The organism is Arthrobacter sp. 05L428, from assembly GCF_056397665.1.
The window spans coordinates 20767-46375 of record NZ_JBFTNW010000006.1 but is presented as its reverse complement, the minus strand read 5'-3'; the positions used below and the strand labels follow the sequence as shown (position 1 = coordinate 46375).

The 25609-nt window shown below is 68.1% G+C and carries 22 protein-coding genes; 12 read left to right on the top strand and 10 right to left on the bottom strand.

From position 1 onward, the window contains the following. Positions 1-187: 187 nt before the first annotated feature. Positions 188-952 (top strand): SDR family oxidoreductase, encoded by a 765-nt coding sequence (locus tag AC1DH3_RS12070; protein ID WP_441418713.1) that lies wholly within the window; start codon positions 188-190, stop codon positions 950-952. 107 nt (positions 953-1059) lie between these two features. On the opposite strand, the gene serB is transcribed toward AC1DH3_RS12070, so the two are convergent. Then, the gene (gene serB / locus AC1DH3_RS12065; protein ID WP_476909405.1) at positions 1060-1956 is read right to left on the bottom strand and encodes a phosphoserine phosphatase SerB; all 897 of its coding nucleotides are present in this window, start codon (positions 1954-1956) and stop codon (positions 1060-1062) included. A 133-nt stretch (positions 1957-2089) separates the two neighbouring features. Between serB and AC1DH3_RS12060 the strand changes: the two genes are divergently transcribed. From AC1DH3_RS12060 to AC1DH3_RS12040, 5 genes are all read left to right on the top strand, one after another. After that, the gene (locus AC1DH3_RS12060) at positions 2090-2875 is read left to right on the top strand and encodes an ABC transporter ATP-binding protein (protein ID WP_441418715.1); all 786 of its coding nucleotides are present in this window, start codon (positions 2090-2092) and stop codon (positions 2873-2875) included. A gap of 18 nt (positions 2876-2893) precedes the next feature. Further along, complete coding sequence (locus AC1DH3_RS12055) at positions 2894-3679, top strand: sulfite exporter TauE/SafE family protein (protein ID WP_441418716.1); 786 nt, start codon at positions 2894-2896, stop codon at positions 3677-3679. Between the two features lie 7 nt (positions 3680-3686). After that, the gene (locus AC1DH3_RS12050) at positions 3687-4496 is read left to right on the top strand and encodes a TrmH family RNA methyltransferase (protein WP_441418717.1); all 810 of its coding nucleotides are present in this window, start codon (positions 3687-3689) and stop codon (positions 4494-4496) included. Between the two features lie 184 nt (positions 4497-4680). Beyond that, positions 4681-4938 (top strand): type B 50S ribosomal protein L31, encoded by a 258-nt coding sequence (locus tag AC1DH3_RS12045; protein ID WP_056739465.1) that lies wholly within the window; start codon positions 4681-4683, stop codon positions 4936-4938. Between the two features lie 112 nt (positions 4939-5050). Next, positions 5051-6154 (top strand): lipoate--protein ligase family protein, encoded by a 1104-nt coding sequence (locus AC1DH3_RS12040; RefSeq protein ID WP_476909404.1) that lies wholly within the window; start codon positions 5051-5053, stop codon positions 6152-6154. 173 nt (positions 6155-6327) lie between these two features. Here AC1DH3_RS12040 and pepN read toward each other — a convergent pair whose 3' ends face one another. Then, positions 6328-8934 carry an aminopeptidase N gene (pepN, locus tag AC1DH3_RS12035; protein WP_476909403.1) on the bottom strand — a complete coding sequence of 869 codons (2607 nt, stop codon included), beginning with the start codon at positions 8932-8934 and terminating at the stop codon, positions 6328-6330. 80 nt (positions 8935-9014) lie between these two features. Continuing rightward, entirely contained in the window at positions 9015-10040 is a 1026-nt protein-coding gene (locus tag AC1DH3_RS12030) for a YeiH family protein (protein ID WP_476909469.1), read from the bottom strand. Positions 10041-10193: 153 nt separating this feature from the next. On the opposite strand from AC1DH3_RS12030, the gene AC1DH3_RS12025 reads away from it, so the two are divergent. The 3 genes from AC1DH3_RS12025 to AC1DH3_RS12015 are packed head-to-tail and all read left to right on the top strand — an operon-like array spanning position 10194 to position 13556. Further along, positions 10194-11789 (top strand): circularly permuted type 2 ATP-grasp protein, encoded by a 1596-nt coding sequence (locus AC1DH3_RS12025; RefSeq protein ID WP_441418720.1) that lies wholly within the window; start codon positions 10194-10196, stop codon positions 11787-11789. Continuing rightward, positions 11782-12708 (top strand): alpha-E domain-containing protein, encoded by a 927-nt coding sequence (locus tag AC1DH3_RS12020; protein WP_175323354.1) that lies wholly within the window; start codon positions 11782-11784, stop codon positions 12706-12708. The genes AC1DH3_RS12025 and AC1DH3_RS12020 overlap by 8 nt, the downstream gene beginning before the upstream one ends. Further along, entirely contained in the window at positions 12705-13556 is an 852-nt protein-coding gene (locus tag AC1DH3_RS12015; protein ID WP_441418721.1) for a transglutaminase family protein, read from the top strand. The genes AC1DH3_RS12020 and AC1DH3_RS12015 overlap by 4 nt, the downstream gene beginning before the upstream one ends. A gap of 30 nt (positions 13557-13586) precedes the next feature. On the opposite strand, the gene AC1DH3_RS12010 is transcribed toward AC1DH3_RS12015, so the two are convergent. After that, positions 13587-14072 (bottom strand): pyridoxamine 5'-phosphate oxidase family protein, encoded by a 486-nt coding sequence (locus AC1DH3_RS12010; protein WP_476892559.1) that lies wholly within the window; start codon positions 14070-14072, stop codon positions 13587-13589. Positions 14073-14232: 160 nt separating this feature from the next. Here AC1DH3_RS12010 and AC1DH3_RS12005 point away from each other — a divergent pair, with 160 nt between their 5' ends. Then, positions 14233-15930 carry a GAF domain-containing sensor histidine kinase gene (locus AC1DH3_RS12005; protein ID WP_441418723.1) on the top strand — a complete coding sequence of 566 codons (1698 nt, stop codon included), beginning with the start codon at positions 14233-14235 and terminating at the stop codon, positions 15928-15930. A 46-nt stretch (positions 15931-15976) separates the two neighbouring features. Here AC1DH3_RS12005 and AC1DH3_RS12000 read toward each other — a convergent pair whose 3' ends face one another. Beyond that, positions 15977-16711 carry a response regulator gene (locus AC1DH3_RS12000; protein WP_441418724.1) on the bottom strand — a complete coding sequence of 245 codons (735 nt, stop codon included), beginning with the start codon at positions 16709-16711 and terminating at the stop codon, positions 15977-15979. Positions 16712-17074: 363 nt separating this feature from the next. On the opposite strand from AC1DH3_RS12000, the gene AC1DH3_RS11995 reads away from it, so the two are divergent. After that, on the top strand, positions 17075-17518 hold the full coding sequence (locus AC1DH3_RS11995; protein ID WP_476892558.1) for a universal stress protein: 444 nt from the start codon (positions 17075-17077) through the stop codon (positions 17516-17518). Positions 17519-17561: 43 nt separating this feature from the next. Here AC1DH3_RS11995 and AC1DH3_RS11990 read toward each other — a convergent pair whose 3' ends face one another. The 3 genes from AC1DH3_RS11990 to glgC form a co-directional block, all read right to left on the bottom strand. Continuing rightward, entirely contained in the window at positions 17562-18029 is a 468-nt protein-coding gene (locus AC1DH3_RS11990; protein ID WP_476909402.1) for a pyridoxamine 5'-phosphate oxidase family protein, read from the bottom strand. Positions 18030-18152: 123 nt separating this feature from the next. Then, a complete protein-coding gene (locus AC1DH3_RS11985) occupies positions 18153-19646 on the bottom strand; it encodes an SDR family NAD(P)-dependent oxidoreductase (protein ID WP_476892557.1) in 1494 nt (497 codons plus the stop codon). A gap of 99 nt (positions 19647-19745) precedes the next feature. Continuing rightward, positions 19746-21164, bottom strand: coding sequence for a glucose-1-phosphate adenylyltransferase (gene glgC, locus AC1DH3_RS11980; RefSeq protein ID WP_476892556.1), 1419 nt, complete (start codon positions 21162-21164; stop codon positions 19746-19748). Positions 21165-21266: 102 nt separating this feature from the next. Here glgC and glgA point away from each other — a divergent pair, with 102 nt between their 5' ends. After that, complete coding sequence (gene glgA / locus AC1DH3_RS11975; RefSeq protein WP_349627356.1) at positions 21267-22466, top strand: glycogen synthase; 1200 nt, start codon at positions 21267-21269, stop codon at positions 22464-22466. 100 nt (positions 22467-22566) lie between these two features. Here the strand turns inward: glgA and AC1DH3_RS11970 are convergent, their stop codons facing one another. Next, positions 22567-24726 carry an acyl-CoA dehydrogenase family protein gene (locus AC1DH3_RS11970; protein WP_476909401.1) on the bottom strand — a complete coding sequence of 720 codons (2160 nt, stop codon included), beginning with the start codon at positions 24724-24726 and terminating at the stop codon, positions 22567-22569. 97 nt (positions 24727-24823) lie between these two features. After that, positions 24824-25564: a TetR/AcrR family transcriptional regulator gene (locus AC1DH3_RS11965; protein WP_476909400.1), complete on the bottom strand. Its 741-nt coding sequence runs from the start codon at positions 25562-25564 to the stop codon at positions 24824-24826. Positions 25565-25609: the final 45 nt, after the last annotated feature.

Here is a 25609-nt window from a genome sequence, read left to right as displayed (position 1 = left end):
GTCCCGTGGTCTGGGGCGCCGGGAGTGGGCATGTCCCGCGCAGTACCCGAAAACCAATCCGCGCCGCCACCCGAACTAGGCCCGCACGGCTTCTTTGTGGATCCCGAACAACCGAAATGCTGCGGGCCGCTGGCATGATGGACAGCAGACCCCACAGTATTTGGATGTTTGGAACAAAGGAGCTCGAATGGGACTGCTGGACAACAAGACCGCAATCGTTACCGGTTCATCGCGCGGCATCGGCGCAGAGGTCGCCAAATTCCTCGCCGCCGAGGGTGCCGCCGTCGTTGTGAACTACCGCCAGAAGGCGCCGCGCGCCAACAAGGTTGTCGCTGAGATCGAGGCCGCGGGCGGCCGGGCTGCAGCCGTGGGCGCAGACCTGACCACGCAGGAAGGCGTCCAGGCCCTGGCCAGCGCCGCAATGGAGAACTTCGGCTCACTGGATCTCCTGGTCCTGAACGCTTCCGGCGGCATGGAGTCCGGCATGGAAGAGGGTTACGCGCTCAAGCTGAACCGCGACGCCCAGGTCAACATGCTCAATGCCGCCGTGCCGCTGATGGCCGAGGGCTCACGCGTGGTCTTCGTGACCAGCCACCAGGCCCACTTCATCAATACCGTGCCCACCATGCCCGAGTATGAGCCCGTCGCCCGCAGCAAGCGCGCGGGCGAGGATGCGCTCCGCGAACTGGTTCCGGCCCTGGCGGAGAAGGGCATCTCGCTGGTGGTTGTCTCCGGCGACATGATTGAAGGCACCGTCACCGCCACACTCTTGGACCGCTCCAACCCGGGCGCCATCGAGGCCCGCCGCGCCGAGGCCGGCAAGCTGTATTCGGTCAAGGAATTCGCCGCCGAGGTCGCCAAGATGGCCACCGCCGACGTCGAAACCGGCCACACCGAATACGTCGGGGGCGCCGACTACTTCGACAAGTCAAACGGCACGGTCAACAACTAGCAGCCACCGGGATGGCACTTGGCGGCAGTGTTCTTCAATGACACTGCCGCCAAGTGTCATCTGGCGTTAAGGGACTGGCGTTAAGGGACGGGCGTCAAGGCGCGGGCTCAGACGCCGGCGATGTGCCGGACGGCATCGAGGTAGGGCATGTTCACTGCAGCGTCCGCCACCGCGCGGACGGCGGGCTTGGCGTTGAACGCGACACCGATGCCCGCGGCGCCAAGCATGTCCAAGTCATTGGCCCCGTCGCCCACCGCAATGGTGTGTTCCATCGGGATGCCCTCCGCGGCCGCCCATTCGCGCAGGTACTTTTCCTTGGCGGCGCGGTCCACCACATCTCCCAGCACCCTGCCGGTCAGCGCGCCGTCGACGATTTCCAGTTCGTTGGCGATCCAGTAGTCCAGTCCCAGGCCCTCGGCAATCGGCCGCAGGATCTGGTTGAAGCCGCCCGAGACGACGGCGACGGCGTGTCCGGCCGCCTTGAAGGCCGCCACCAGCTCTGCCGCGCCGTCGCTCAGAGTCACCTCGGCGCGGACGGAGTCGACGACGTCGGCCGGCAGCCCGGCGAGCACCGCCACCCGGGCGTGCAGGCTCTGCGCGAAGTCCAGTTCGCCGCGCATGGCCGCCTCGGTCACGGCCGTCACTTCCTCCCGCTTGCCCGCATAGGCGGCCAGCAGCTCAATGACTTCCTGCCGGATCAGTGTGGAGTCGACGTCCATGATCAGGAACTTCCGCGCTGCCTGCCGCAGGGCAGCGGGAACGATTGCCGTTTCGACGCCCTCGACGCCGGCCGCGGCGACGCTCCGGCGAAGGTCGGCCAGCCCCGCCTCGGTCAGGGCGTCCGGCAGCGTGCAGTCCGCGGAGTAGACCGCGAAGCGGCCGTCGCCGGAGGTGCTTTCGGCGCCGACGGACAGCCCCGCTCCGGACAGCGAACGGCGCAGCTGCTCTACTTCGGGAAGGGACAAATGCACGCCGTAGCTGACCGCGGTCACTTTCGAACTCATGGCCTCAATCCTAGCGAGCGCGCCGCAGCCGCCCGGAATTCGTTTCGCGCTGGTGACGCGCCCGGGGGACACCGCCCTCTGGCCTGCGGCCCGGTTATCAGTAGTCCGCTTTTTTGTCCTAGTGTCTACTCCTATGAGTGATGTTCTTGAAATGGCCGCCGTCAGCGTTGTACGTGGGGCGAAAACGCTCCTGGACAAGGTTGACTGGCAGGTCAAGGAAGGCGAGCGTTGGGTGATCCTCGGTCCCAACGGCGCTGGCAAGACCACTCTGTTGCAGGTGGCCGCAGCACGCCTCCATCCCACCAGCGGCATGGCCGGGATCCTCGAAGAGATCCTCGGCGCCGTGGACGTCTTCGAACTCCGCCCGCGGATCGGCCTGTCCTCCGCCGCCCTCGCCAACCAGATCCCCGAGCACGAAAAGGTCCTCAACGTCGTCGTGACCGCCGCGTACGGCGTCACCGGCCGCTGGCGCGAGGGCTACGAGAAGGACGACGAACGCCGCGCCTTCGCCCTGCTCAATGAGTGGGGGATGGGCCCGCTGCTCAACCGCCCCTTCGCCTCCCTCTCCGAAGGGGAACGCAAGCGCGTGCAGATTGCCCGCGCGCTCATGACGGATCCTGAACTGCTCTTGCTCGACGAGCCCGCCGCCGGCCTGGACCTGGGCGGCCGCGAGGACCTCGTCCACCGGCTCAGCGAGCTGGCCCGCGACGAGGCTGCCCCCGCGATCGTGCTGGTCACCCACCACCTCGAAGAGGTCCCGCCGGGCTTCACCCACGCACTCCTCCTGCGCGACGGCGGCGTTGTTGCCTCCGGCCCGCTGGCCGAGGTGCTGACCGCGGAAAACCTCAGCAAGACGTTCGGCGTCGACCTCGACGTCAACGTTTCCGGCGGCCGGTACACCGCCACCGCCCGCCGCTGAAGAAACCACTGACAGCGCGTGGAGTTCCTCAGTAGCGTCTTCATTTTCTTCGCCGGCCTCTGGGCCGGAACCATCAACAGCGTGGTGGGCTCGGGCACCCTGGTGACTTTTCCGGTGCTGATCGCCCTCGGCTTCGCCCCGGTGACCGCCTCGATCAGCAACGCCATGGGCCTTGTGGCCGGCAGCGCGGCCGGTGCTTGGGGCTACCGCAAGGAGCTGGCAGGGCGGCGGAACCAGCTGCTCCGGCTGCTGCCCGCCTCACTGCTGGGCGGCATCACCGGCGCCTACTTGCTGCTGCACCTGCCGGAAATGGTGTTCCACTACGCCGCGCCCGCGCTGATCGTGGTGGCCCTGCTGATGGTGGTGTTCCAGCCCAGGCTGCAACGCTGGGTGCAGAACCGGGAAGAAAACCCGGAGCACGCCATCCGCGACAAACGGCACGGGATCCTGCTGGTGGTCCTGGTCTACCTCGCCGGTGTCTACGGCGGATACTTCGTGGCGGCGCAGGGCATCCTGCTGGTCGGCATCCTCGGGGTGTTCATGGCCGGAACCATGCAGAACGCCAACGCCATGAAGAACATCCTGGTCCTCGGCGTGAACCTCGTCGCCGCGGCATCCTACCTGCTCTTCGCCTTCGACCGGATCAGCTGGCCCGCCGTCGGGCTGATCGCCGTCAGTTCGCTGATCGGCGGCCTGGTCGGTTCCAAGGTGGGCCGCCGCCTGTCGCCGCCGGTGCTGCGCGGCGTGATCTTCATCCTGGGAACCGTGGCCCTGGGCTTCATGATCGCCAAACTGGTGAATTGACCGGCGCATGAGCTTCCACTACCTCGAATCCGCCGACGACCCCCGGGTCGCCGACTACACCCAGCTCACGGACGTGCACCTGCGCAAGCTCCGCGAACCCGCCGAGGGCATGTACATTGCGGAGTCCTCCCGGGTGCTGCGCCGCGCCCTCGCCGCCGGGCACCGGCCGCGTTCTTTCTTCCTTGCGGAGAAGTGGATCCAGGACCTCGCCGATGTCTTTGAGGAGTATCCGGACGTCCCGGCCTACATCGGCTCGGCCGCGCTCCTGGAGGAGATTACCGGCTTCCACCTGCACCGGGGCGCGATGGCAGCCATGCACCGTCCGGCGCCCGTGCCGCTGCCCCACCTGCTCGCCGGTGCCCGCCGGATCGCGGTCCTCGAGGACATTGTGGACCACACGAATGTCGGCGCGATCTTCCGGTCCGCGGCCGCCCTGGGGCTTGACGCCGTGCTGGTCTCCCCGCGCTGTGGCGACCCCCTCTACCGGCGCAGCGTGCGCGTGAGCATGGGAACCGTTTTCCAGGTCCCGTGGGCCCGGCTCGACACGTGGCCGGGGGAGCTGGCGGTGCTCAAGGAACACGGCTTCCTGGTCGCCGCGATGGAGCTGACCCCGGACGCGGTGGACGTCGATGTGCTCGCGGCCCGGAACCCCGAACGGCTGGCCCTGGTGCTTGGCACCGAGGGCGCCGGGATGAGTGAGGAGACCCTGGCCGCCGTCGATCTGGCCGTGAAGATCCCGATGCGCCCCGGCGTCGATTCGCTCAACGTCGCCGCGGCCTCCGCCGTCGCGTTCTGGGAACTGCGGCCCCGCGACTGACACTCCGCGGCCGCCCGCCGGTCGGTTCGGAGATCCTCCGCGGCCGCCTGCGGGCCGGTTCGTCCAGTCGGGGGATCTGGGCTATTATTGGTAGCTGGCCGTGCTGCGCCTTCCGGCGCCGAGCAGCCATCCCACTCATACCTGGCAGCTGGCAAAATCCAGTTGCGTGAACAAAGGTCCAATTATGCAGTCTGATATCCACCCGAAGTACGAAGCTGTTGTTTTCAACGACCTGGCTTCCGGCGTCAAGTTCCTGACCAAGTCCACTGTGTCTTCCTCGAAGACCATCGAGTGGGAAGACGGAAACACCTACCCGGTCATCGACGTCGAAATCTCCTCCGAGTCCCACCCGTTCTACACGGGCAAGCAGCGCATCATGGACTCTGCAGGCCGCGTCGAGCGCTTCAACGCTCGCTTCAAGGGCTTCGGCGGCAAGAAGTAACTTTCTTCACTCCAAAGTCTTTTGGAAAAGCCCGCACCGGCAACGGTGCGGGCTTTTTGCGTCCCGGCCGCTTTGCGTACCCGGACCCTGGCCGCGTGGCAGGATTAAGGGTATGACTTCCTTCCCTTCGCCCGCAGCGTCCGCCACCGAGGACGACGGCGGCCGCCGCCACGGCGAGTACAAGGTTCCCGGCGGCAAACTGGTGGTGGCCGACCTCAACGTCGTCGACGGGGTCCTGGCCCACGTCTCGATCAGCGGGGACTTCTTCCTGGAACCCGACGAGGCGCTCTTGGAGATCAATCGCAGCCTCACCGGCCTGCCCGAGGATGCCAGCGCGGCCGACCTTGCCGCGGCGGTCAAGGCCGCGCTGCCCGAGGACGCTGTGCTCTTCGGTTTCTCCGCCGAGGCGATCGCCATCACGGTCCGCCGGGCCCTGGCCAAGGCCACGGGCTGGGCCGACCACCACTGGAACATCATCGGCCCGTCCGTGCTGCCCACCCACGTGAACGTGGCCCTGGACGAGGTCCTCACCGAGGAGGTCGGCGCCGGCCGCCGCAACCCGACGCTGCGGTTCTGGGACTGGGAGGAGCCGTCTGTGGTGATCGGCAGCTTCCAGTCCGTCCGCAACGAGGTCCACCCCGACGGCGTGAGCCGGCACGGCATCAGTGTGGTCCGCCGGATCAGCGGCGGGGGTGCCATGTTCATGGAGGCCGGTAACTGCATCACTTACTCGCTCTACCTGCCGCAGACGCTCGTGGACGGCATCAGCTTCGCCGACTCCTACGGTTTCCTGGACGCGTGGGTCATGGCGGCCCTGGAAAAGGTCGGCATCAGCGCGTTCTACGTGCCGCTGAACGACATCGCCACCGAGCAGGGCAAGATCGGCGGCGCCGCACAGAAGCGCCTCGCCAACGGCGGCATGCTGCACCACGTCACCATGAGCTACGACATCGACGCCGACAAGATGGTCGAGGTGCTCCGGATCGGCAAGGAGAAACTCTCGGACAAGGGCACGACGAGCGCAAAGAAACGCGTCGACCCGCTGCGCCGGCAGACCGGACTGGCCCGCGCCGAGATTGTCGCCGCCATGATGGAGGTTTTCACCGAGCGGTACGGCGCGACGCCGGCGGAACTTACCGACGCCGAGCTCGACGCCGCCCGGCAGCGGGTGGAGACCAAGTTCGGCACCACGGAGTGGCTACACCGGGTCCCGTAGCGTCCCCACTATCGCGCCGGCTGCTCCGCAGCAGTCCTCCGTACACACCCCCAGCGGCCGTTTGCATGCGATGGGCGCCCGGGCGGGCGACGTCCTTCGTCGATTCGCCACCAATGGCCGCTATGCCCACGCGTATAGCGGCCATTCGCGTCAGATGGGCGCCCCGGCGGTTCCTAGCCCGCGGCCTGCGCCGTGAGGGCCCGCAGCAACTGGCTACGCTGTTCGATGATGATCCGTCGCAGCGCGCGGGGTGCGTCCGTATGTTCGGCGAGCCACTTGTCCGTCCGGACGATCACCGGGTGCTCCTCCGGAGGCAGGTCGGGGGTCAGGTCCTGGCCGGCCGGGTAGAGGCCGCGAACGATCCGGCTGGCGATCTCGATGCTGCGGTCCGCCCAGACCCGCTCGAGGCACTCGAAGTAGGGTTCGACGTAGCCGGCCAGCAGGCCGGCCGGCGCGGTGTTGAAGCCCGCGATGGTGGCACTGAGCAACTGGTTGGACAGTGCGGTGCCGTGCACGGCGGCGTCCCAGGCGGCATCCTTGACCGAGGGCTCAGGCCGGGCCGCTAGGGCGGTGGCGTGCCCGGACTTGCCCGAGGCGGTGTTGTCGCGGGCCAGTTCGGCGTCCAGCTGCGCCGGGTCCGCCTGGCCGTTGGCCGCGAGGGCGTGCCAGAGGTTCCAGCGGAGCTCCGCATCGACGGAGAGGCCCTCGATGACAGTGCTGCCGTCCAGCAGGCCCTTCGCCAGGTCCAGCCGTCCGGCGTCGAAGCGGCTCGTGGCGGCGAGCGTGCGTGCCCAGGCCAGCTGGTGGTCGGAGCCGGGCGCTGCCTTCTCCAGTTCGGCGGCGGCGACGTCCAGGAAGGCGCTGCGGACGGCGTTCCGCCCGGCCGCGGGAACGTAGCGTTCGATCGCCGTTCCGGCGTTGCCGAGGACATTCAGGAGCACGCCGATGCCGGTCTCGAAGGCGCCGAAGCGCTGCACTGCCTCCACGTAGCGGGCCGCGGGCGTGACGGCGTCCCGGGCGGAATCCCACAACGCGGTCCAGCACAGTGCCCGTGCCATCGGATCGCTGATCGTCCCCAGGGAACTGCGCACGGTGGCCTCGGAGTGCGGGTCCAGCCGGACCTTGGCGTAGCTGAGGTCCTCATCGTTGACCAGCAGCAGCGCCGGTCGCGCCTTGCCGGCGAGCTGGCTTACCAGGGTGAGTTCGCCGTCGACGTCGGTCTCCACGCTGTCGGTGCGCACCAGGGCGCCGGCGGCATCGGGGTTGTAGAGGCCGATCCGCAGCCGGTGCGGCCGCGGCTCCTGCCGGCCGGTGATCGGGTCCTCTGCGTGCTGGTGCAGGGACACGGTGGCCAGGACGCCATCGTGCTCCTCGATCTCGGAGGTGAGGGTCGAGATGCCGGAGGTCTGCAGCCACTGCCGGGCCCAGGTGGCGAGGTCGCGGCCGGACGCGGCGCTGAGCGCGGCCAGCAGGTCCTCCAGCGTGGTGTTGCCGTAGGCGTGGTCGCGGAAGTACTGGCGCGATCCGGCGATGAACGCTTCGAAGCCCACGTAGGCGACCAATTGCTTGAGCACCGAGGCGCCTTTGGCATAGGTGATGCCGTCGAAATTCTGCTTGGCGGCCTCAAGGTCCGGGATGTCCGCGACGATCGGGTGCGTGGTGGGCAGCTGGTCCTGGACGTAGGCCCAGGCCTTGCGGTTGTTGGCGAAGTTCACCCAGGCGGTTTCCCAGTCCGTGGTGCGGTCCACGCCGAGGGTCCCCATGTAGTCCGCGAAGGATTCCTTGAGCCACAGATCGTCCCACCACTGCATCGTGACCAGGTCGCCGAACCACATGTGCGCCATTTCGTGCAGCAGGGTGTTGGCCCGGCCCTGGTACTGCGAGTCGGCCGCCCGGGAGGTGAACACATAGCTTTCCGTGAACGTCACCAGGCCGGGGTTCTCCATGGCGCCCAGGTTGTACTCGGGCACGAAGGCCTGCTCGTACTTACCCCAGGGGTACGGGTAGTCGAAGAGTTCGTTGAAGAAGTCCAGGCCGTTCCTGGTCAGCCGGAACAGTTCCGCCGCGTCGAAAGACGGCGCCATGGAGGCCCGGCAGTAGAGGGCCAGCGGCACGTCCAGCGCGGTGCCGTCCGAGAGGGTCCCGTGCCAGGTGTCCTCGGCCTTGAAGTAGGGGCCAGCGAGCACCGTGGTGATGTAGGTGGACATCGGCTTGGTGGGGGCGAAGTCCCAGCGGCTTGTCGCCGGATCACTGGTCAGCTGGGTGCGGAGGGCTTCGACGCCGTTCGAGGACACCTGCCATTCGGACGGGGCCATCACGTGGAAGGTGAACTCGGCCTTGAGGTCGGGCTGTTCGAAGTTCGCGAACACGCGCCGCGCGTCCGCGGGCTCGTACTGGGTGTAGAGGTAGCACTGGCCGTCGGCGGGATCGAAGAAACGGTGCATACCCTCGCCGGAGGTGCTGAACAGGGCGGTGCCGGTGACAGTGACCTGGTTTTCGGCCTGCAGATTGTCCAGCCGGATCCTCGAGCCGTCCACCACGTCCGCCACCGGCAGGCCCTTGCCGTTGAGGAAGACGCTGTGCACCTTGCTGCTGATGAAGTCCAGGAAGGTGGAGGCGCCGGGCTCGCTGGCGGAGAAGTTGATGACGCTGCGGCTGGTATAGCCCGCGACCATGGGGTCCGCCGCCTGCCGGACGTCAAGGGACACGTCGTAGCTGTGGGTGGTGATCAGGGCTGAGCGGGCGGCCGCTTCGTCACGGCGCAGGTTCTGGTTCGACACTCCGCTATCTAATCACGAGCGGTGCCGCTGCACAGCCGGGGTCAGCGCCCGGTAACAGCGCCCGGTAACAGCGCCCGGTATCAGTGCCCGGGGATGAGGACGACGGCGGCGCCCAGGCCCAGCGCGGCGATCAGCAGCCACGAGGCCAGTGCGGCCAGCAGGGCACGGGTTCCGGTGCGCAGCAGGTGCCGCACCCGCACGGCCGAACCAAGTCCGAACAGCGCCATGCCCAGCAGCAGGTCCTGCAGCACGGCGGCCGCCCCGAGCGCCGCGGGGGAGAGCCAGCCGGCGGACCGCAGGGCCGCCATGGCGATGAACCCCACCACGAACAGCGGGACGACCGGCGGGAGCTTCCCGCCGTCGTCGGATCCAATCCGGTGGTGGATGCCCGCCGCGGCGACCATGGGCGCGAGCAGCAGTACCCGGGTGAGTTTGACGATCACGGCGACGGCGAGAGCCGAAGCCCCGGCGGTCTGCGCGGTGGCGACCACCTGCCCGACGTCGTGCACCGAAGCGCCGGCCCACGCCCCGAAAGCTTCCGGGCCCAGTCCCAACGGGCCGATCAGGAGCGGCAGGACGCCGATGGCTAGCGTGCCGCAAAGCGTGACCAGCGCGATTGGGAGCACGGTGTCAGCCTGCCGGATGCGGCGCACCGCGGCCATCGCACCGATCGCGGAGGCGCCGCAGATGGCGAACCCGGTCGCGATCAGCAGCGACACCGGCGGCGGGAGCCGGAAGAGCCGGCCGATGCCGTAGGTGCCGGCGAAGGCCGCCAGCACCACCCCGGTGATCAGCAGCAGCGCGGGCCAGCCCAGGCCCAGGACATCCACCACGCTGACCTTGAGCCCCAGCACCACGATGCCGCTGCGCATCAGGTGCTTCCCGGCGAAGTCCAGCCCGGGCCGGCCGGAGCCGGCGCTCCAGCCGGACACACCGGGCAGGTTCGCGGCCAGCAGTCCCAGCACCACCGCCACCGTCATGGCCGGCAGTGCGGGCAGCGCCAGGTGGACGGCGAGGGCTGTGACGACGGCGGCGGCGCAGGCGAGCAGGCCCGGCAGCAACGGCTGCAGCCGGCCCGGGCGCCGCTGCAGGAAGGCGGGTCGGATAAGTGGCACGCACCCAACCTTGCCGTAATTTGCGGACAAACATCGAAGCGCGACACGGAACCGCTCCAAAGCCGGACGCCGGTGTGAGCCGCAACACGCCCCACCGGATGCGCCGAAATGATTTCGTAACGAAAAGGTGGTTGGCTAGTGGGCATGTCTGACCTTTTCCAGGATTACTCCGAGGCCGCCGGCCGCAGCGGCGCCTACGACGAGATGTTTACCCCGGACCAGCAGGCCCGGCGCTCCTACGGGCAGGTGGCCGGGGCGCTGCAGGAGCTCTCGCTGGCCGACGTCACCGCCCGCGCCGACTCGATGGCACGGACCTTCCTGGACCGCGGCGTCACCTTCGACTTCGCGGGGGAGGAGCGGCCGTTCCCGCTGGACATCGTGCCCCGGGTAATCCCGGCCGACGAGTGGTCTGTCCTGGAACGCGGGGTGGCCCAGCGCGTCCGGGCCCTCGAAGCCTTCCTCAACGACGTCTACGACAAGATGACGGTCGTCGCCGACGGCGTCATCCCGCGGCAGCTCGTCACCACCAGCGCCCACTTCCACCGCCAGGTCCACGGTTTCGAACCGGCAGGCGGCGTGCGCGTGCACATTTCCGGCATCGACGTCGTCCGCGACGCGGCCGGAACGTTCCGCGTCCTGGAAGACAACGTGCGCGTCCCGTCCGGAGTCAGCTACGTCCTGGAGAACCGCCGCGCCATGGCCAAGGGCCTGCCGGAAGCGTTCGGCCAGCAGCTCATCCGCCCGGTGGAGGAATACCCGCGCCGGCTGCTCTCCGCGCTGCGCAAGACCGCGCCGTCCGGCGTCGACGATCCCACCGTCGTGGTCCTGACCCCCGGCGTGTTCAACAGCGCCTACTTCGAGCACACCCTGCTGGCCGGCCTGATGGGCGTCGAGCTCGTCGAGGGCCGGGACCTGATCTGCCGCGGCAACCGGGTGTACATGCGCACCACCGCCGGCGAACAACGGGTGGACGTGATCTACAAGCGGATCGACGACGAGTTCCTGGACCCGCTGCAGTTCCGCTCCGACTCCATGCTTGGCTGCCCCGGGCTGGTCAATGCCGCCCGCGCTGGCGGCGTCACGATCGCCAACGCGGTGGGCAACGGCGTCGCGGACGACAAGCTGGTCTACAGCTACGTGCCGGACCTGATCCGGTATTACCTCAGCGAAGAACCCGTGATCGCCAACGTGGACACCTTCCGGCTTGAGGAGAAGGAAGCCCGCGAGCACGTGCTGGACCGGCTCGACGAGCTGGTGGTCAAGCCGGTCGACGGATCTGGCGGCAAGGGCCTGGTCATCGGCCCCGACGCGTCCAAGGACGAGCTCGAGGCCCTGCGCAAGCGCATCATCGCCGACCCGCGCGGCTGGATCGCGCAGCCGGTGCTGCAGCTCTCCACCGTGCCCACGCTCAGCGGCGACAAGTTCGGCCCGCGGCACGTGGACCTGCGCCCCTTCGCGGTCAACGACGGCGACGACGTCTGGGTCCTGCCCGGCGGCCTCACCCGGGTGGCGCTCAAGGAGGGGTCCCTGATCGTGAACTCCAGCCAGGGCGGCGGCTCCAAGGACACCTGGGTGCTGGCGGACTCCCCGCAGGTCCCGGTCGAGGTCATCCCGCGGCCTGCCATTGCGGTCCGCGAGCGGGTCTCGGTCTGGCCGGTGGAGAGCAACTGGCGTGACAGCCAGAAGGAACAACAACAGCAGCAGATGTCCGACGCGCGGGAGGTAGCCGAGAATGCTTAGCCGTATTGCCGAGTCACTGTTTTGGATCGGCCGCTATGTGGAACGCGCGGACGGCACCGCACGGATCCTGGACGTCCACCTCGAACGGCTGAACCACCTGCCGATGGAGGAACAGCGCAGCGTCGCGCAGGAACTCCTCGCCGTCATGGGCGCCCGGCCGCAGTCCGAGGACTTCGGCCTGGACGAGCTGCTGCATGCTTTGGCCTACGACAAGCACAGCGCCACCTCGATCGCCGGTTCCCTGGGGGCCGCGCGTGAGAACGCCCGGCGCGCCCGGGAAACCGTGTCCTCCGGTCTCTGGGAGAGCCTGAACACCACCTACTACGGGCTGAACCAGCACCGCAAGGACGTGGTGGGCACCTACCGCTTCTGCAACTGGGTGTTGGAACGCACCGCGATGGTCAGCGGCCTTGCGGACACCACGGTCAGCCACGACGAAAGCTGGCTGTTCCTGGTCCTGGGACGCTCGCTGGAGCGGGCCGACATGACCGCGCGGATGCTCTCGACCCGGGATGTGCTCTCGGCCGGGATGTCCTGGGTCAACATGCTCCGCTGCGCCGGCGCGTACGAATCCTTTTTGCGGACCCGCCGGGCCGCCTTCGGCGATCAGCACGCGGCCGAGTTCCTGCTGCTGGACCGGCTGTTCCCGCGGTCCATCGTTTACGCCCTGCGCGACGCCGACGATTGCCTCGCCAAGCTGGACCCCTCGGCGCAGCGCGTCGGCTTCATCAATGACGCCCGACGGATCGTGGGCCAGGCCCGGACCTTCCTTGAGTTCCACCGCACCGACGACCTGATGTCAGAGCTGCCGGAGCACATGGAGCGCGTGCAGAAGGCCGTCTCGCAGGCCTCGGACGCCATTTCCCGTAAGTACTTCAATCAGGCAGACGAACTGGCCTGGGTGGGAGAAGTTTCATGACCCGGCTCAGCATCACGCACAAGACCGCGTACAAGTACAACAAGCGGGTCACGCTCTCCTACAACGAGGCCCGGATGACGCCGCTGACGGACCCGCAGCAGGTGGTGCTGGAGTCCTCCATGAAGGTCTCGCCGTCGCAGGCGGCGCTCAGCAGCTACCGCGACTACTGGGGCACCCGCGTGACGGCCTTCGACATGCAGATGCCGCACGACCACCTCGAGGTCCTCTCCACCACCACGGTGGAGGTCCACCGCGTCGAGCGGATCCCGGCCGAGGCGGACATCGTCGGCTGGGACGTGCTGTCCTCGCCCGAAACGCTCAACCAGTTCAGCGACTGGATCCCGCAGTCGCAGCTGACCGGCCCCGGCGCCGAGGTGCTCGCGATCGTCCCCGGCGTCGTCGAGGGGCGCAACCCGCATGAGGCCGCCATGGCCGTGTTCGAATGGATGCGCGGCGAGATGAGCTACATGAAGGGCTCCACCGGCGTCACCACGAACGCCGAGGAGGCCTGGACCCAGCGCCAGGGCGTCTGCCAGGACCTCGCCCACCTGGCGATCGGGGCGTTGCGCAGCTGCGGAATCCCGGCCCGGTACGTCTCCGGTTACCTGCACCCGCGTTCGACGGCGGATCTCGGCGAGACGGTCGCCGGGCAGTCGCATGCCTGGCTGGAATGGTGGGACGGGGAATGGCGCAGCTGGGACCCGACAAACCACAAACCTGCCGGGGACTTCCATGTCACGGTGGCGCGCGGCCGCGACTACCGCGACGTACCGCCGCTCAAGGGCATCCTGTCCGGCGGCGGAGGGTCCGCCCTGTCGGTGACGGTGGAAATCACCCGGCTGGCCTAAGCCGCTTTCCAGCCGTCCGCGGTTGTGGGGTTATTCGAAGCCCGAGCGGGTGGCGTCGTCCAGCGGCGTCCACCACGTCAGCGGCGGCACAATCTTGAAACGCCTGCCGGTGATCGAGTCCGGAGTGATGCGGACGAAGTGGTCCTTCTTGCCGGCCTGCCACGGGAAGAGCAGCAGGCCCACCGTATCCAGGATCTCCTCCGTGTTCTTCACCGCGGCGGCCTGGCCCTTGATCACCACGCTCCAGGCGATGCCCCTGTCCGCATCGACGCCGTCGGCCTCCACTGCTACCGGAGTGTCGCCGGTCGCGGCCTGCAGCTTCGTGCCCTCCGCGGTGCGGAAAACGAGGGTTCCGTGGTCCACCTTGTAGTTGATCGGGAAGATGTCCGGATGGTCGTCCACCCACACGGCCATCCGGCCCACGGTCACGCTGCGCAGCAGCCGCCAGCACTCGTGGTTGTCCAGGTTTTCGACTTCATGGGGCTGGCCTGCGGTCGGTTTCGGATCGGTGCTCATGGCGCCGAGCCTACGTCAGCCGGCGACAATCGGGCTAGGGCATAACGGCCCGGCGGCGTAATAATCCCCGAGCGTTTAGGGTCCGATCGGAAGGTATCAGGGTATTCTGGCAACACGTCATCGGCGCGGATGTACGTCGTGAGGATTGGGGCCAATGTAGATGCATTCACCTAATAACAGCCCGGAGATCGTGAATTCCGGCAACCCCCGGATCGAGGACCTGCTCAAGGACTTCGTGTCCCGCGCCGGAGAGCTGCTCCAGTCCCAGGAGCGCATGGCGGGCCTGCTCGAAGCCGTCGTCGCCGTGGCCGAGGATCTCAGCCTGGACGCCGTCCTGGAACGCGTGGTGCAGTCCTCCTGCCGCCTCCTGCACGCCCGCTACGGCGCCCTGGGCGTGATCGGCGATGACCACGCCCTGAGCCACTTCATCACCGTTGGAATCGACGGCGAGCTCGCCCAGCAGATCGGACCTTTGCCGACCGGGCACGGGGTGCTGGGCCTACTGATAAGCGATCCCCGGCCGTTACGGCTGCAGGACCTGCGCAAACATCCGGAGGCTTACGGATTCCCGAAGCACCACCCGCCCATGCAGTCCTTCCTCGGCGTGCCGGTCCGGGTCCGGGACACCGTGTTCGGCAATCTCTACCTGACGGAGAAGGAAGGCGGCGGGGACTTCACCGCGGAGGATGAGGCGCTTGCGGTGGCGCTGGCCGCCGCAGCGGGCGTCGCGATCGAGAACGCCAAACTCTACGACGACTCCCGGCGACGTGCCCGCTGGCTGGAAGCGTGCATGGATGTGTCCGGGCTGATGCTCGCCAGCGACCGGGACTACTCCGCGGGCGGCCTCGACCCGATCGCGGCGCGGGCGCTGCAGGAGTCGGATTCGGCGCTGGCGCTGATTGTGGCTCCCGCCGTGTCCGGGCCAGGGTTCATCGTGGCGGGCGCCGCGGGGGAGCGGGCCAAGGACTTCTCCGGCACGTCGCTCTGCCTCGACTCGCCCGAGCTGCAGGACGTGCTCTCCGGCGGCGAGCCGGTCATGCTTGACCACGCCGGCGGGGTTTTTAACGGGGTCGACGGTGGAGGCCTGGGTCCGCTGCTCGCGGTGGCCCTCAGCACGCAGGGCGCCCACCACGGCCTCCTGCTGCTGGCCCGCAACCCGGAGTCGCTGCGCTACGCCCGTACCGACGTCGAGATGGGCGCTGTTTTCGGCTCGCACGTGGCACTCGCCCTCGAACTCGCCCGCGTGCACCGGCTCCGCGAGGAACTGCTGGTGTTTACGGACCGGGACCGGATCGCCCGGGACCTGCACGATCTCGTGATCCAGCGGCTCTTCGCGGCCGGCCTGAGCGTGCAGAGCCTGACGCGGTTCACCAAGGACGAACTCGCAACCGAGCGGATCCGCAATATCACCGGCGAACTGGACGAAGCGATCCGCAGCCTGCGCGACACGATTTACTCGCTCAAGAGCAGCAGCGGCGAAACGGAACTGCTCAGCGGAAGGATCCGTCGGGTGACCCGAAGCTCCGCCAAGTCCATGCCCTTCACGCCCCGGCTGACGCTGACCGGCCCGGTGGACGCCGTCACGCCGGACAAGGCGGACAACGTCGTGGCTGTGGTTTCCGAAGGGCTGAGCAACGCCATCCGGCATTCCGGTGCGGACGCTATCTCGGTGTCGGTAGCCGTCATCAAGGGCCAGGTCACGGTGGTCATCACGGACAACGGTTCCGGCTTCAATGACAGCCAGGAGCGCAACGGCCTGGCCAATCTGGAGGATCGGGCGCGGATGCTGGACGGCCAGTGCACCATCACGACGGCGCCGGACGCCGGAACCAGCGTCGAATGGTCCGTCCCGCTCTAGCCGGCGTGCCCGGCTTCGGCCCGGCGGGCCTGTCGGGCAGGCGCCCTCAGTGGATGCTGTGTCGCCGGCCGGCATCGGCCTCGGTGCCGTTGGCGGGCGTTCCCGCGCCGGCCGGGCTGGCGATGAACACCGCCGCCTGGGTACGGCGCTCGAAGCCCAGTTTGGCCAGCAGGGATGAGACGTAGTTCTTGACGGTCTTTTCGGCCAGGAACATCTCTGCCGCGATCTGGCGGTTCGTGAGCCCGCCGCCGACCAACTCCAGCACCCTGCGTTCCTGCGGCGTGAGGGAAGCGGTCCGGGGATCAACTTCTTCGGTTTCCACCAGGCTTTCAACGATCCCGGCGGCCACGCCGTCCTCGAAGAGGGACTCGCCCGAGGCGGCGCGGCGCAGGGCACCGATCAGGTCGGTTCCGCCGATCTCCTTCAGGACGTAGCCTGAGGCTCCGGCGAGGACGGCGCCGCGAAGGGCCTGTTCGTCGTCGAAGCTTGTGAGGATGATGCAGTTGAGCGAGGGGTCGACGGAACGAACGTCGCGGCAGACCTCGATCCCGGTCCCGTCGGGCAGCCGGGCATCCAGAACGCAAACGTCCGGGTGCAGCGCCGGAATCCGCCGCGTCGCCTCCACAGCTGATCCCGAACTGCCGACCACCAGGAAACCCTCGCCCTCCAGGAGTTCCTGGAGGCCCCGGCGGACCAGCTCGTGGTCGTCGAGGATGAACACGCGGATCACGGCCGGGTGGCCCTCGGTTGCAGTGAGACCGGCATCTGCCCAGGCAATCATGTTTCTCCCGTCCGGGCGCTGTCGCTGCCACCGGTCCCACGGAGCTCCCCAGCTCGCGTTGCAGGTCCGTGGCGGAGCGCGCCCGTCCAACTTGTGCGGGACCCTGCTTGCTGATCCCTGAATTGCGGTGAAGTCGTACCTTCCATTGTGGGCTTTAGTCGCCCCCAATGGTCGCGAAGCGGGAATATTTCTTCGCCGCGCACTGAAAGTCTGCGGCCGGCGCGTTGCCCCGGACAAGGGCCGTTCGGCCCACGACGCCGGGCCGGCTGGGCCCGCCGGCGTGACTTTCGGCCCTAGCCTGCGGACCCGGACGCCGGAATCCTTGGAGCTACGTGCCATGGGGGCACCACGAAGGGACCAGTCATGAGCGAGGCTACGGGCATCCGGACCATCGTGGTCGGAGTCGACGGATCGGACGCTTCGGTGGAGGCCCTGCGGCAGGCGCAACGGCTGGCGGTCCCGCTGTCGGCCAACATCGTGGCACTGGCCTGCTGGGACGTTCCGCCGGTCTACGACGGTTACGTCGCCATGGGAATCAACGATTTCGACGTGCGGGCGGGTGAAATCCTGCAGGAGACCGTGGTGAAGGCCTTCGGCGAAGCCACCCCCGCCAATGTGGAAAAGCGGCTGGTGCAGGGGCACCCGCGCAAAGTGCTCCTCGATGAGAGCCGCGGCGCGGACCTGCTGGTGCTGGGCCGGCGCGGGCACGGCGGCTTCGGCGGCCTGCTGCTCGGCTCGGTGAGCTCCGCCCTCGTGGCGCACGCGCACTGCCCCGTACTGGTGGTGCACACACCGGAAAAGCGTTAGCCGGGGCTGACAGGGGGCCCGGGGCGGCCGCGTCTGTCCGGGTCTAACCGAAAGAGGCCCGCCGCGGGTCCGCCAGACGGGTGTGCCACACATCCGGGTTGTTGACCTTGAACCGGCGTCCGGTGAGGGCCTTGGGCGCCAGCCGCACATAGTAGTTCTTTTCACCGGGCTGCCAGGGCTCCAGGAGCAAATCGTCCACCGCGTCCTTGTCCGCCTGGTCTTCGATCAGTTCGGCTTCGCCGCGGGCGACGACGCTCCAGGCTGTCTGCTCGTGCGAGTCGTAGCCGTCGATCTCAAAGGCAACCGGTTTGGCCGTGATGGCGCCCCACAACTTGGTGCCACCGGCCGTGCGGAACACGATCGAGCGGCGCTGCAGGACGAAGTTCACCGGAAATACCTCCGGGTGGCCGTCGACGATCAGGGCAATCCGCCCGACAACTTCGCTGTCGAGCAGCACCCAGCACTGGTCGATGGACAGCTGGAAATTGGGCGGAGGCGTCGTCGTATTCACAGCTCCACGTTACGGACAGGCCGGGCAGCCCATCAGGGCCATAAGGCCCGTGGCGCCGGGACGGACGGCCCGCTTGACTACGGCCCGCTTGTCCACGGCACACCGGACCCGGCGGCCCCGGTCCTACCAGGGGCTGGGCTTGTAGTCCTTCAGGAAAACGCCGTACTGGTCCTCGCCGGACTCGCCCATGACGATCGGGTCGTAGACCCGCGCGGCGCCGTCGACGAGGTCCAGCGGCGCATGGAAGCCTTCCTCCATCAGCCGGACCTTCGTGTAGTGCGGCCGCTCGTCGGTGATCCAGCCGGTATCGACGGCGGTCATCAGGATTCCGTCGGAGTCGAGCATTTCCTTGGCGCTGGTCCGCGTCATCATGTTCAACGCGGCCTTGGCCATGTTGGTGTGCGGGTGCCCGGGTCCCTTGTAGGCGCGTGAGAACTGGCCCTCCATGGCGCTGACGTTCACGATGTACTTGCGCCGTGCGGTGGAGCGCCTCATTGCCCCGCGCAGCCGGCTTACCAGCAGGAACGGCGCGGTGACGTTGCAGAGCTGCACTTCAAGCATCTCCAGCGGATCCACCTCGTCCACCACCTGGGTCCAGCTGTTGATGCTGGCGAGGTCCGGAACCAGGCCGCCGGCGTCGATCGCGGTGCCGGAGGCGATCCGCTCGAGCGAGGCGGAGCCGGTGGACAGCGCCAGCGAGGTGATGGCGTCGCCGGCCAGCACGGGATGGTCCAGGACCGAGCTGGCCAGGGCCAGCGGGTGCTTGTCGTGGGCGTGGCCGAAGGTGACCAGCTCGGGGCCGCCGTTGGCTGCCTGCAGCTCCGCGGGCAGGGCTTCGTCCTCGGCGTCGACCAGCGGCTTGTATGCGTTGCCCGAGCGCCGGACCGTCTGGGCGGCGTTGTTGATGATGATGTCCAGCGGGCCCGCGGCGTCGAGGGAGTCCGTCAGGGCCATCACCTGCGAGGGGTCACGCAGGTCGATGCCGACGATCCGCAACCGGTGCAGCCAGTCGGCGCTGTCCTCCATAGCGGCGAAGCGCCGGGCGGCGTCCTTCGGGAAGCGCGTGGTGATGGTGGTGTGGGCGCCGTCGCGGAGCAGCCGGAGGGCAATGTACATGCCGATCTTGGCCCGTCCTCCGGTCAGCAGCGCACGCCGGCCGCTCAGGTCCGTCCGGGCATCGCGCTTGCTGTGGCTGAAGAGGGCGCACTCGGGACAGAGCTGGTGGTAGAACGCATCCACCTGCGTGTAGTGCTGCTTGCAGATGTAGCAGGGCCGGGACCTGATCAGGTGGCCCGCAACCTCGCCGGTGGCCGAGGTCGCCAGCTTGTTGCCGCGGGTCTCGTCATCGATCCGGTCCGGTGCGGCGGTCGCGGTCTGGGCGATGACGGCACGGTCCGCCTCGGCGATGAGGTCCCGCTTCGTGCTCCGGCGGTGCCGCTTGACCGCTTTGAACATCTTCCCGGTCGCGCGGCGGATCGAAACGTAGTCCGGGTGTTCCTCGTCGTAAACGTGGATGCTGTTCAGCACCTTGAGGCAGGCGGCGATTTCCGCGGGGGTCAACTCAGCCGGGGCCGGTGAATCGCTGGCCGGCACGGGGGGCAGATCGGGAGAGCTCATTGGGCTAATTTTACAGCCTGCAACGGCCCCGACCCGACGCCGCAGATTGCCGGCCCGGAACCCGGGCCGCCAACCGGCGGCCCGGCTCAGGCCCGCGGCTTAGTACGCCTTGGTGGAGGACTTCCCGGGAGGCTCGACGCCGACGGCGGCGGCGTGCACCTCGCCGACCTTTTCCACGGACTCGCGGCCGGCCGGCCAGTTCTCGGTGGCGGTCTTCACGGCATCCGGCACGAGGTACAGGTTGGCCGCGGAGAGGGAACGTTCGGCGTCGCCGGGCTCGGGAACTTCCTGGCCCTTGGACAGGACCGTGATGCCGGAGTCGGTGACCTTGAACCCGCGCGCCCGGTCTAGTTCGGGATCCAGGCCGATCGCGGCACCGGCCGGGATCCGGACGTTCTTATCGACGATGGCACGCTTGACCACTGCGCCCGCCCCGACCTGGACCTTGTCCATCAGCACCGAGTCAAGGACCCGGCTGGCCGTGCCGACGTAGACGTCGTTGGAGAGCACCGAGCCTTCCACGATGCCGCCGGAGATAACGACGCCGCTGGCCACGATCGAGTCCAACGCCGTGCCCACGGTGCCGCCCTCGCCGCGGACGAACTTGGCCGGCGGCGAGATGCTCTGGCGCGTGTAAATCGGCCATTCCGAGTTGTACAAGTTGAACACCGGCACGGGGGAGATCAGGTCCATGTGGGCGTCGTAGAACGAATCGATGGTGCCGACGTCGCGCCAGTAGGTGCGGTCACGCTCGGTGGAGCCGGGGATGTCATTGAGGGTGAAGTCATACACCCCGGCCTCGCCCTGGTCGACGAAGTAGGGAATGATGTCCCCGCCCATGTCGTGCTTGGTGTCGAGCCGCTCGGCGTCGACGTGCAGCGCCTCGACGAGGGCGTCGGCGTTGAAAACGTAGTTGCCCATGGATGCCAGGAACTGCGTGGGGTCCGCGGCGAGCCCGGGCGTGGAGGACGGCTTCTCCACGAAGGCCGCGATCTTCTCCGGGTTCTGCTGGTCAACCTCGATCACGCCGAACTGGTCGGCCATGTGCAGCGGCTGCCGTACGGCCGCCACCGTCGCCTTCGCGCCGCTGGCGACGTGCTGCTCGACCATCTGCGCGAAATCCATGCGGTACACGTGGTCCGCGCCGACCACGACGACGATGTCGGGGTTGGCGTCGTGGATCAGGTTGAGGGACTGGTAGATGGCGTTGGCGCTGCCCAGGAACCAGCTCTTGCCGACGCGCTGCTGGGCGGGTACGGAGGCGATGTAGTTGCCGAGCTGGGTGGACATGCGCCACGTTTCGGAAATATGCCGGTCAAGGCTGTGGGATTTGTATTGCGTCAGGACGACAATCTGCAAATACCGGGAATTCACCAGGTTGGAAAGGGCGAAATCAATGAGCCGGTAACTTCCGGCGAAGGGAACGGCCGGCTTGGCCCGGTCGGCCGTCAACGGCATCAGCCTATTTCCCTCGCCACCTGCGAGGACAATGGCCAAGACTTTCTTTTGCTGCGGCATGTGATCGCTCCTGAACGCCTTCGTTGCTCCCCAAAAACCGTCCGGTGTGCCCGGACCTCTTCACACTAGAACAGATCAGCCGGAAGGACTACCTTGGGGTTTGTGCGAATAGACATTGTGACCAAGGAATTCCCGCCCGAAATCTATGGGGGCGCCGGCGTCCACGTGGCCGAACTCAGCCGTGTGCTGGCCCAGAGGGTGGATCTGCAGGTGCGGGCCTTCGGTGCCCCGCGCACTCCGGACTACCACGGGGCCACCGTAACGTCCTATGCCGTGCCGGAGGACCTGGCCGGCGCCAACGCCGCGGTGCAGACCCTCGGCGTGGACCTGAGGATCGTCCCGGACATCGCCGGCGCGGACCTCGTGCATTCGCACACCTGGTACGCCAACATGGCCGGGCACATCGCCTCGCTGCTGCACGGCATCCCGCACGTGCTCAGCGCCCACAGCCTGGAACCGCTGCGGCCCTGGAAAGCCGAACAGCTCGGCGGCGGCTATGCCCTGTCCTCCTGGGTGGAGAAGACCGCCTACGAGTCCGCCGCGGCGATCATCGCCGTGTCCGAAGGGATGCGCCAGGACATTCTGCGCAGCTACCCGGAGGTGGACCCCGCGAAGGTCCGAGTGGTCCACAACGGCATCGACGTCAGCCTCTGGAACCGCGACGAAGACGAGGACGTGGTCCGCGCCCTGGGCATCGACCCTGAGCGGCCGAGCGTCGTCTTTGTGGGGCGCAACACCCGCCAGAAGGGCGTCCCGTACCTGCTCCGGGCTGCTGCGAAGCTTCCCGCCGACGTCCAGCTGGTGCTGTGCCTCGGCGCCGCGGACACGCCGGAACTCGCCGCGGAGACTGCCCGCCTGATCGAGGAACTGCAGGGCCAGCGCAGCGGCGTGATCCTCGTGGAGCGGATGCTTCCGCGCCGCGAGCTGATCCAGGTCCTCAGCCACGCCACCGCGTTCGCCTGCCCGTCCATCTACGAACCGCTCGGGATCGTGAACCTGGAGGCGATGGCCTGCGGCGCCGCGGTGGTGGCCAGCGCCACGGGCGGCATCCCGGAAGTTGTGCAGCACGGCGAGACGGGCCTCTTGGTGCAGCTTGAGCAGGTCACCGACGGCACCGGCACTCCGCTCGATCCGGAGAAGTTCGTTACGGAGTTTGCCGCGGCCCTGACCGAGGTGGTCTCCGACCCGGCGCGCGCCCGCGCGATGGGCCAGGCCGGCCGCCGCCGGGCCGAGGAGCACTTCTCCTGGGAATCCATCACCGAAACCACCCTCGAGGTCTACCGCTCGGTTCTTCCGCAGTAGCGACGCAGCACGACGACGGCGCCGCCCCGGATAAGGGGGCGGCGCCGTCGTCGTGCCGTGCTGTTTTTGAGCTCGGTTGCTTTCTTAGCGGCGCTGTTGCTTAGCCGCGCCGCGCCTTGCCGGAAGCGGCCTTCCCGGATTTGGCCTTCGCCTCGCGCGCCGTGCGGGCCAGCAGGATCTTCTCGTCAACCCGGGCGTGGCCGCTGGCACGCTGCTGGCGGAAGAACTCCCGGGCCTCGTCCTGGCGGGTCTTCTCCGCCCCGGTGGCGATAGCTGCGCGGAGGTGCTCCGGGCCGAAACCGAAAGCGTCCACCAGGTCCAGGGCATGCGGGCGGATCTTCACGAGCAGCCGGTTGATGTACTCGCCCACGGTGCGGGCGCGCTGCATCGAGAGACGGCCGTTCATCAGATACCAGGACAGGTTCTTCTCGATCAGGGACAGTCCGAAGAGGTCGCGCAGCCAGGTCAGGACCGCCTTCGTGCCGGGGTCGGCGACCTTGCCCAGCGCCTCGGTGAAGGCCTCCCACTGCAGCAGTTCGGCGTGCGCCTGGGCCGCCTCGATGAGCTCGTTCTGGTGGCTGTTGAACAGCGCGGCGGCCTGCTGCTGCGGCAGCTTGTTCGCGCCCTTGAGCGCCGATCCAACCTCGGCCACCATGGCCTGGACGCGCTCGGTCAACAGGGCCCGCTGGCCTGCCTCGTCCTTGATCGCACTGGCGGCCTTCTGCACCGAGCCGGAGTCCGCCATGAACTGGGCGACGCCGCGCAGGCCGGTCCGGTGGATGGCGGCGCCGGTGGCCTGCCCGACGACGTAGCGCGCCAGCACGCCGAAGTCCACGTTACGGAATTCCTTGGCGTAGTCCGCCAGCAGGCGCTTCGCGACCAGCTGCAGCAGCACGGTGTTGTCGCCCTCGAAGGTGGCGTAGACATCGAGGTCGGCGCGCAGCGAAGCGAACCGGTTCTCGATCAGGAAGCCGGCGCCGCCGCAGGCTTCGCGGCACTCCTGCAGGGTGTCGAGGGCGTGCCAGGTGCTGAGCGGCTTGAGCGCGGCGGCCAGGGTCTCGAGGTCCTGGCGGTCCTCGTCGGTGTCGTTCCGGCCGGAGAACACGTCGTCGAACTTCTGCAGCAGCTGTTCGCTGGCGAAGCTGGCGGCATAGGTGGTGGCGAGCCGGGTGAACAGCCGTCGCTGGTGCCGCTGGTAGTCCAGCAGGACCTCCTCGTCTGTGGCGGAGGAGGCGTTGAACTGGCGCCGTTCGGAGGCGTACTGGATGGCGGTCTTGAGGGCCAGCTTGGACGCGGTCACGGCGGCGCCGTCGAGGGACACGCGGCCCTGGACCAGGGTGCCGAGCATCGTGAAGAAGCGGCGGCCCGGGCTGGCGATCGGCGAGGTGTAGGTGCCGTCGGCGTCGACGTTCCCGTAGCGGTTGAGCAGGTTCGTCCGGGGGATCCTGACCTGGGTGAAGTGCAGCCGGCCGTTGTCGATGCCGTTCAGGCCGCCCTTGACGCCGTCGTCCTCTCCACCGATGCCGGGCAGGAACTCCTTGGTCTCCGGGTCACGTAGGTCCATGTAGAACGCGTGCACGCCGTGGTTGACGCCGTTGGTGATCAGCTGCGCGAAGACGACGGCGGCCAGGCCGTCGATGGCGGCGTTGCCGATGTAGTCCTTCCAGGCCGCGCGGAAGGGCGTGTGCACCACGAACTCGCCGGTGGCGGCGTCGTAGGTGGCGGTGGTGGCGATACTGGCGACGTCCGAGCCGTGGCCGGTCTCGGTCATGGCGAAGCAGCCGGGGATGTCCAGGCTCATGATGCCCGGCAGCCACTTCTGGTGGTGTTCCTCGGTGCCGAGGTGGTTCACCGCGGAGCCGAAGAGGCCCCACTGCACGCCGGCCTTGATCTGCAGCGAGGGGTCGGCAATGACGAGTTCCTGGAAGCCGGCGACATTGCCGCCGTGTTCGTCCGCACCGCCTACCTCCGCAGGGAAGGCCCGGTGCACGGCGCCGTTCTCCACCAGGATCTTGAGCTGGCCGAAGGCCCGCTTGCGGTGTTCGGTGTGGGTGAGCCCCTCGGTCTTGTGCAGTTCCGGGCGGCCGGCCAGGTCCCGGGCCTGCCGGCGGACCGCGGCCCACTTGCCCAGCAGCTGTTCGCCGAGGGCGGCGACGTCGACGGCGGGGGCACCGGCAGCGGAAGCTGCGGCGGGCGAGGTCCGGGGCGCGGGGGCCGGGGAGGTGGGGTGGCCCGCGGGGCGGTCGGCTAGTTCAGTCATGTCGATTCCTTCGTTGGCACTGACATTGCGGTTCTGGTCGTTGGTGGTTCTGGTCTTTGGTGCTCTGGCAATTGGTCGTGTTGGAGCTGGTACGCGGCTACGGGGCCGGCGGATCTTGGAGTTCGGGTGCGATGCCGAAGCAGAGCCAGTCGGTGATCTGGCGGGCCATCGCTTCCTGGCCGGGCTTGGCGGGGGAGTCCGGGCTGGCGAGCCACTGCTCCCCGGCGTTCCGGACCAGCCCGATCGCGGCGTTGGGCCAGTAGCCGATCACGGCTTCCTTACCGGCGACAGCACGCAGTTGGCTCCGCATGGGCAACGCGATCATCTCGCTGATCGACGCGAAGAAATGGCCGAGCGCCCCGGCCGCGGCGATCGAAGCGTTGTGGCTCTCCGCCTCGCCGGGCGCGTAGCGGGTGACGAAGGTGTAGACGTTCGGGCTGGTCTCGGCCATCTGCAGGTAGGCGGACACCATGGCGTAGAGCCCTTCGCGCGGGGTCTGGGCGCTCTGCGCGGCCTCCTGGATGCGCCGCTGCATCTGGCTCAGGACCACTTCGCCCACGGCCTGCTGGAGGCCGGCCTTGTCTCCGAAGTAGCGGTAGAAGACGGATTTGGACGTTCCGGCCGCTGCAGCGATGTCCTCCATCGAGGCTTCGCTGCCCAGGGCGTGGACCGCCTTCCGTGCGGACTTGATCAGCTCCCGGCGCCGTTCCTCACGGTGGGATTGCCAGCGGGAGGCCCGGCCATCGACTGGGCTCCCCGAGGCGTCGCCGGGGTTGCTGCGCGCAGCACTGATGCCGGCACTGACCGGTCCGGGGGGTTCCGCCTGCAGGATGTTCACGATACCCAGCGTATCAGGTACGCTGGGTATCAGTAATCCGCTTTG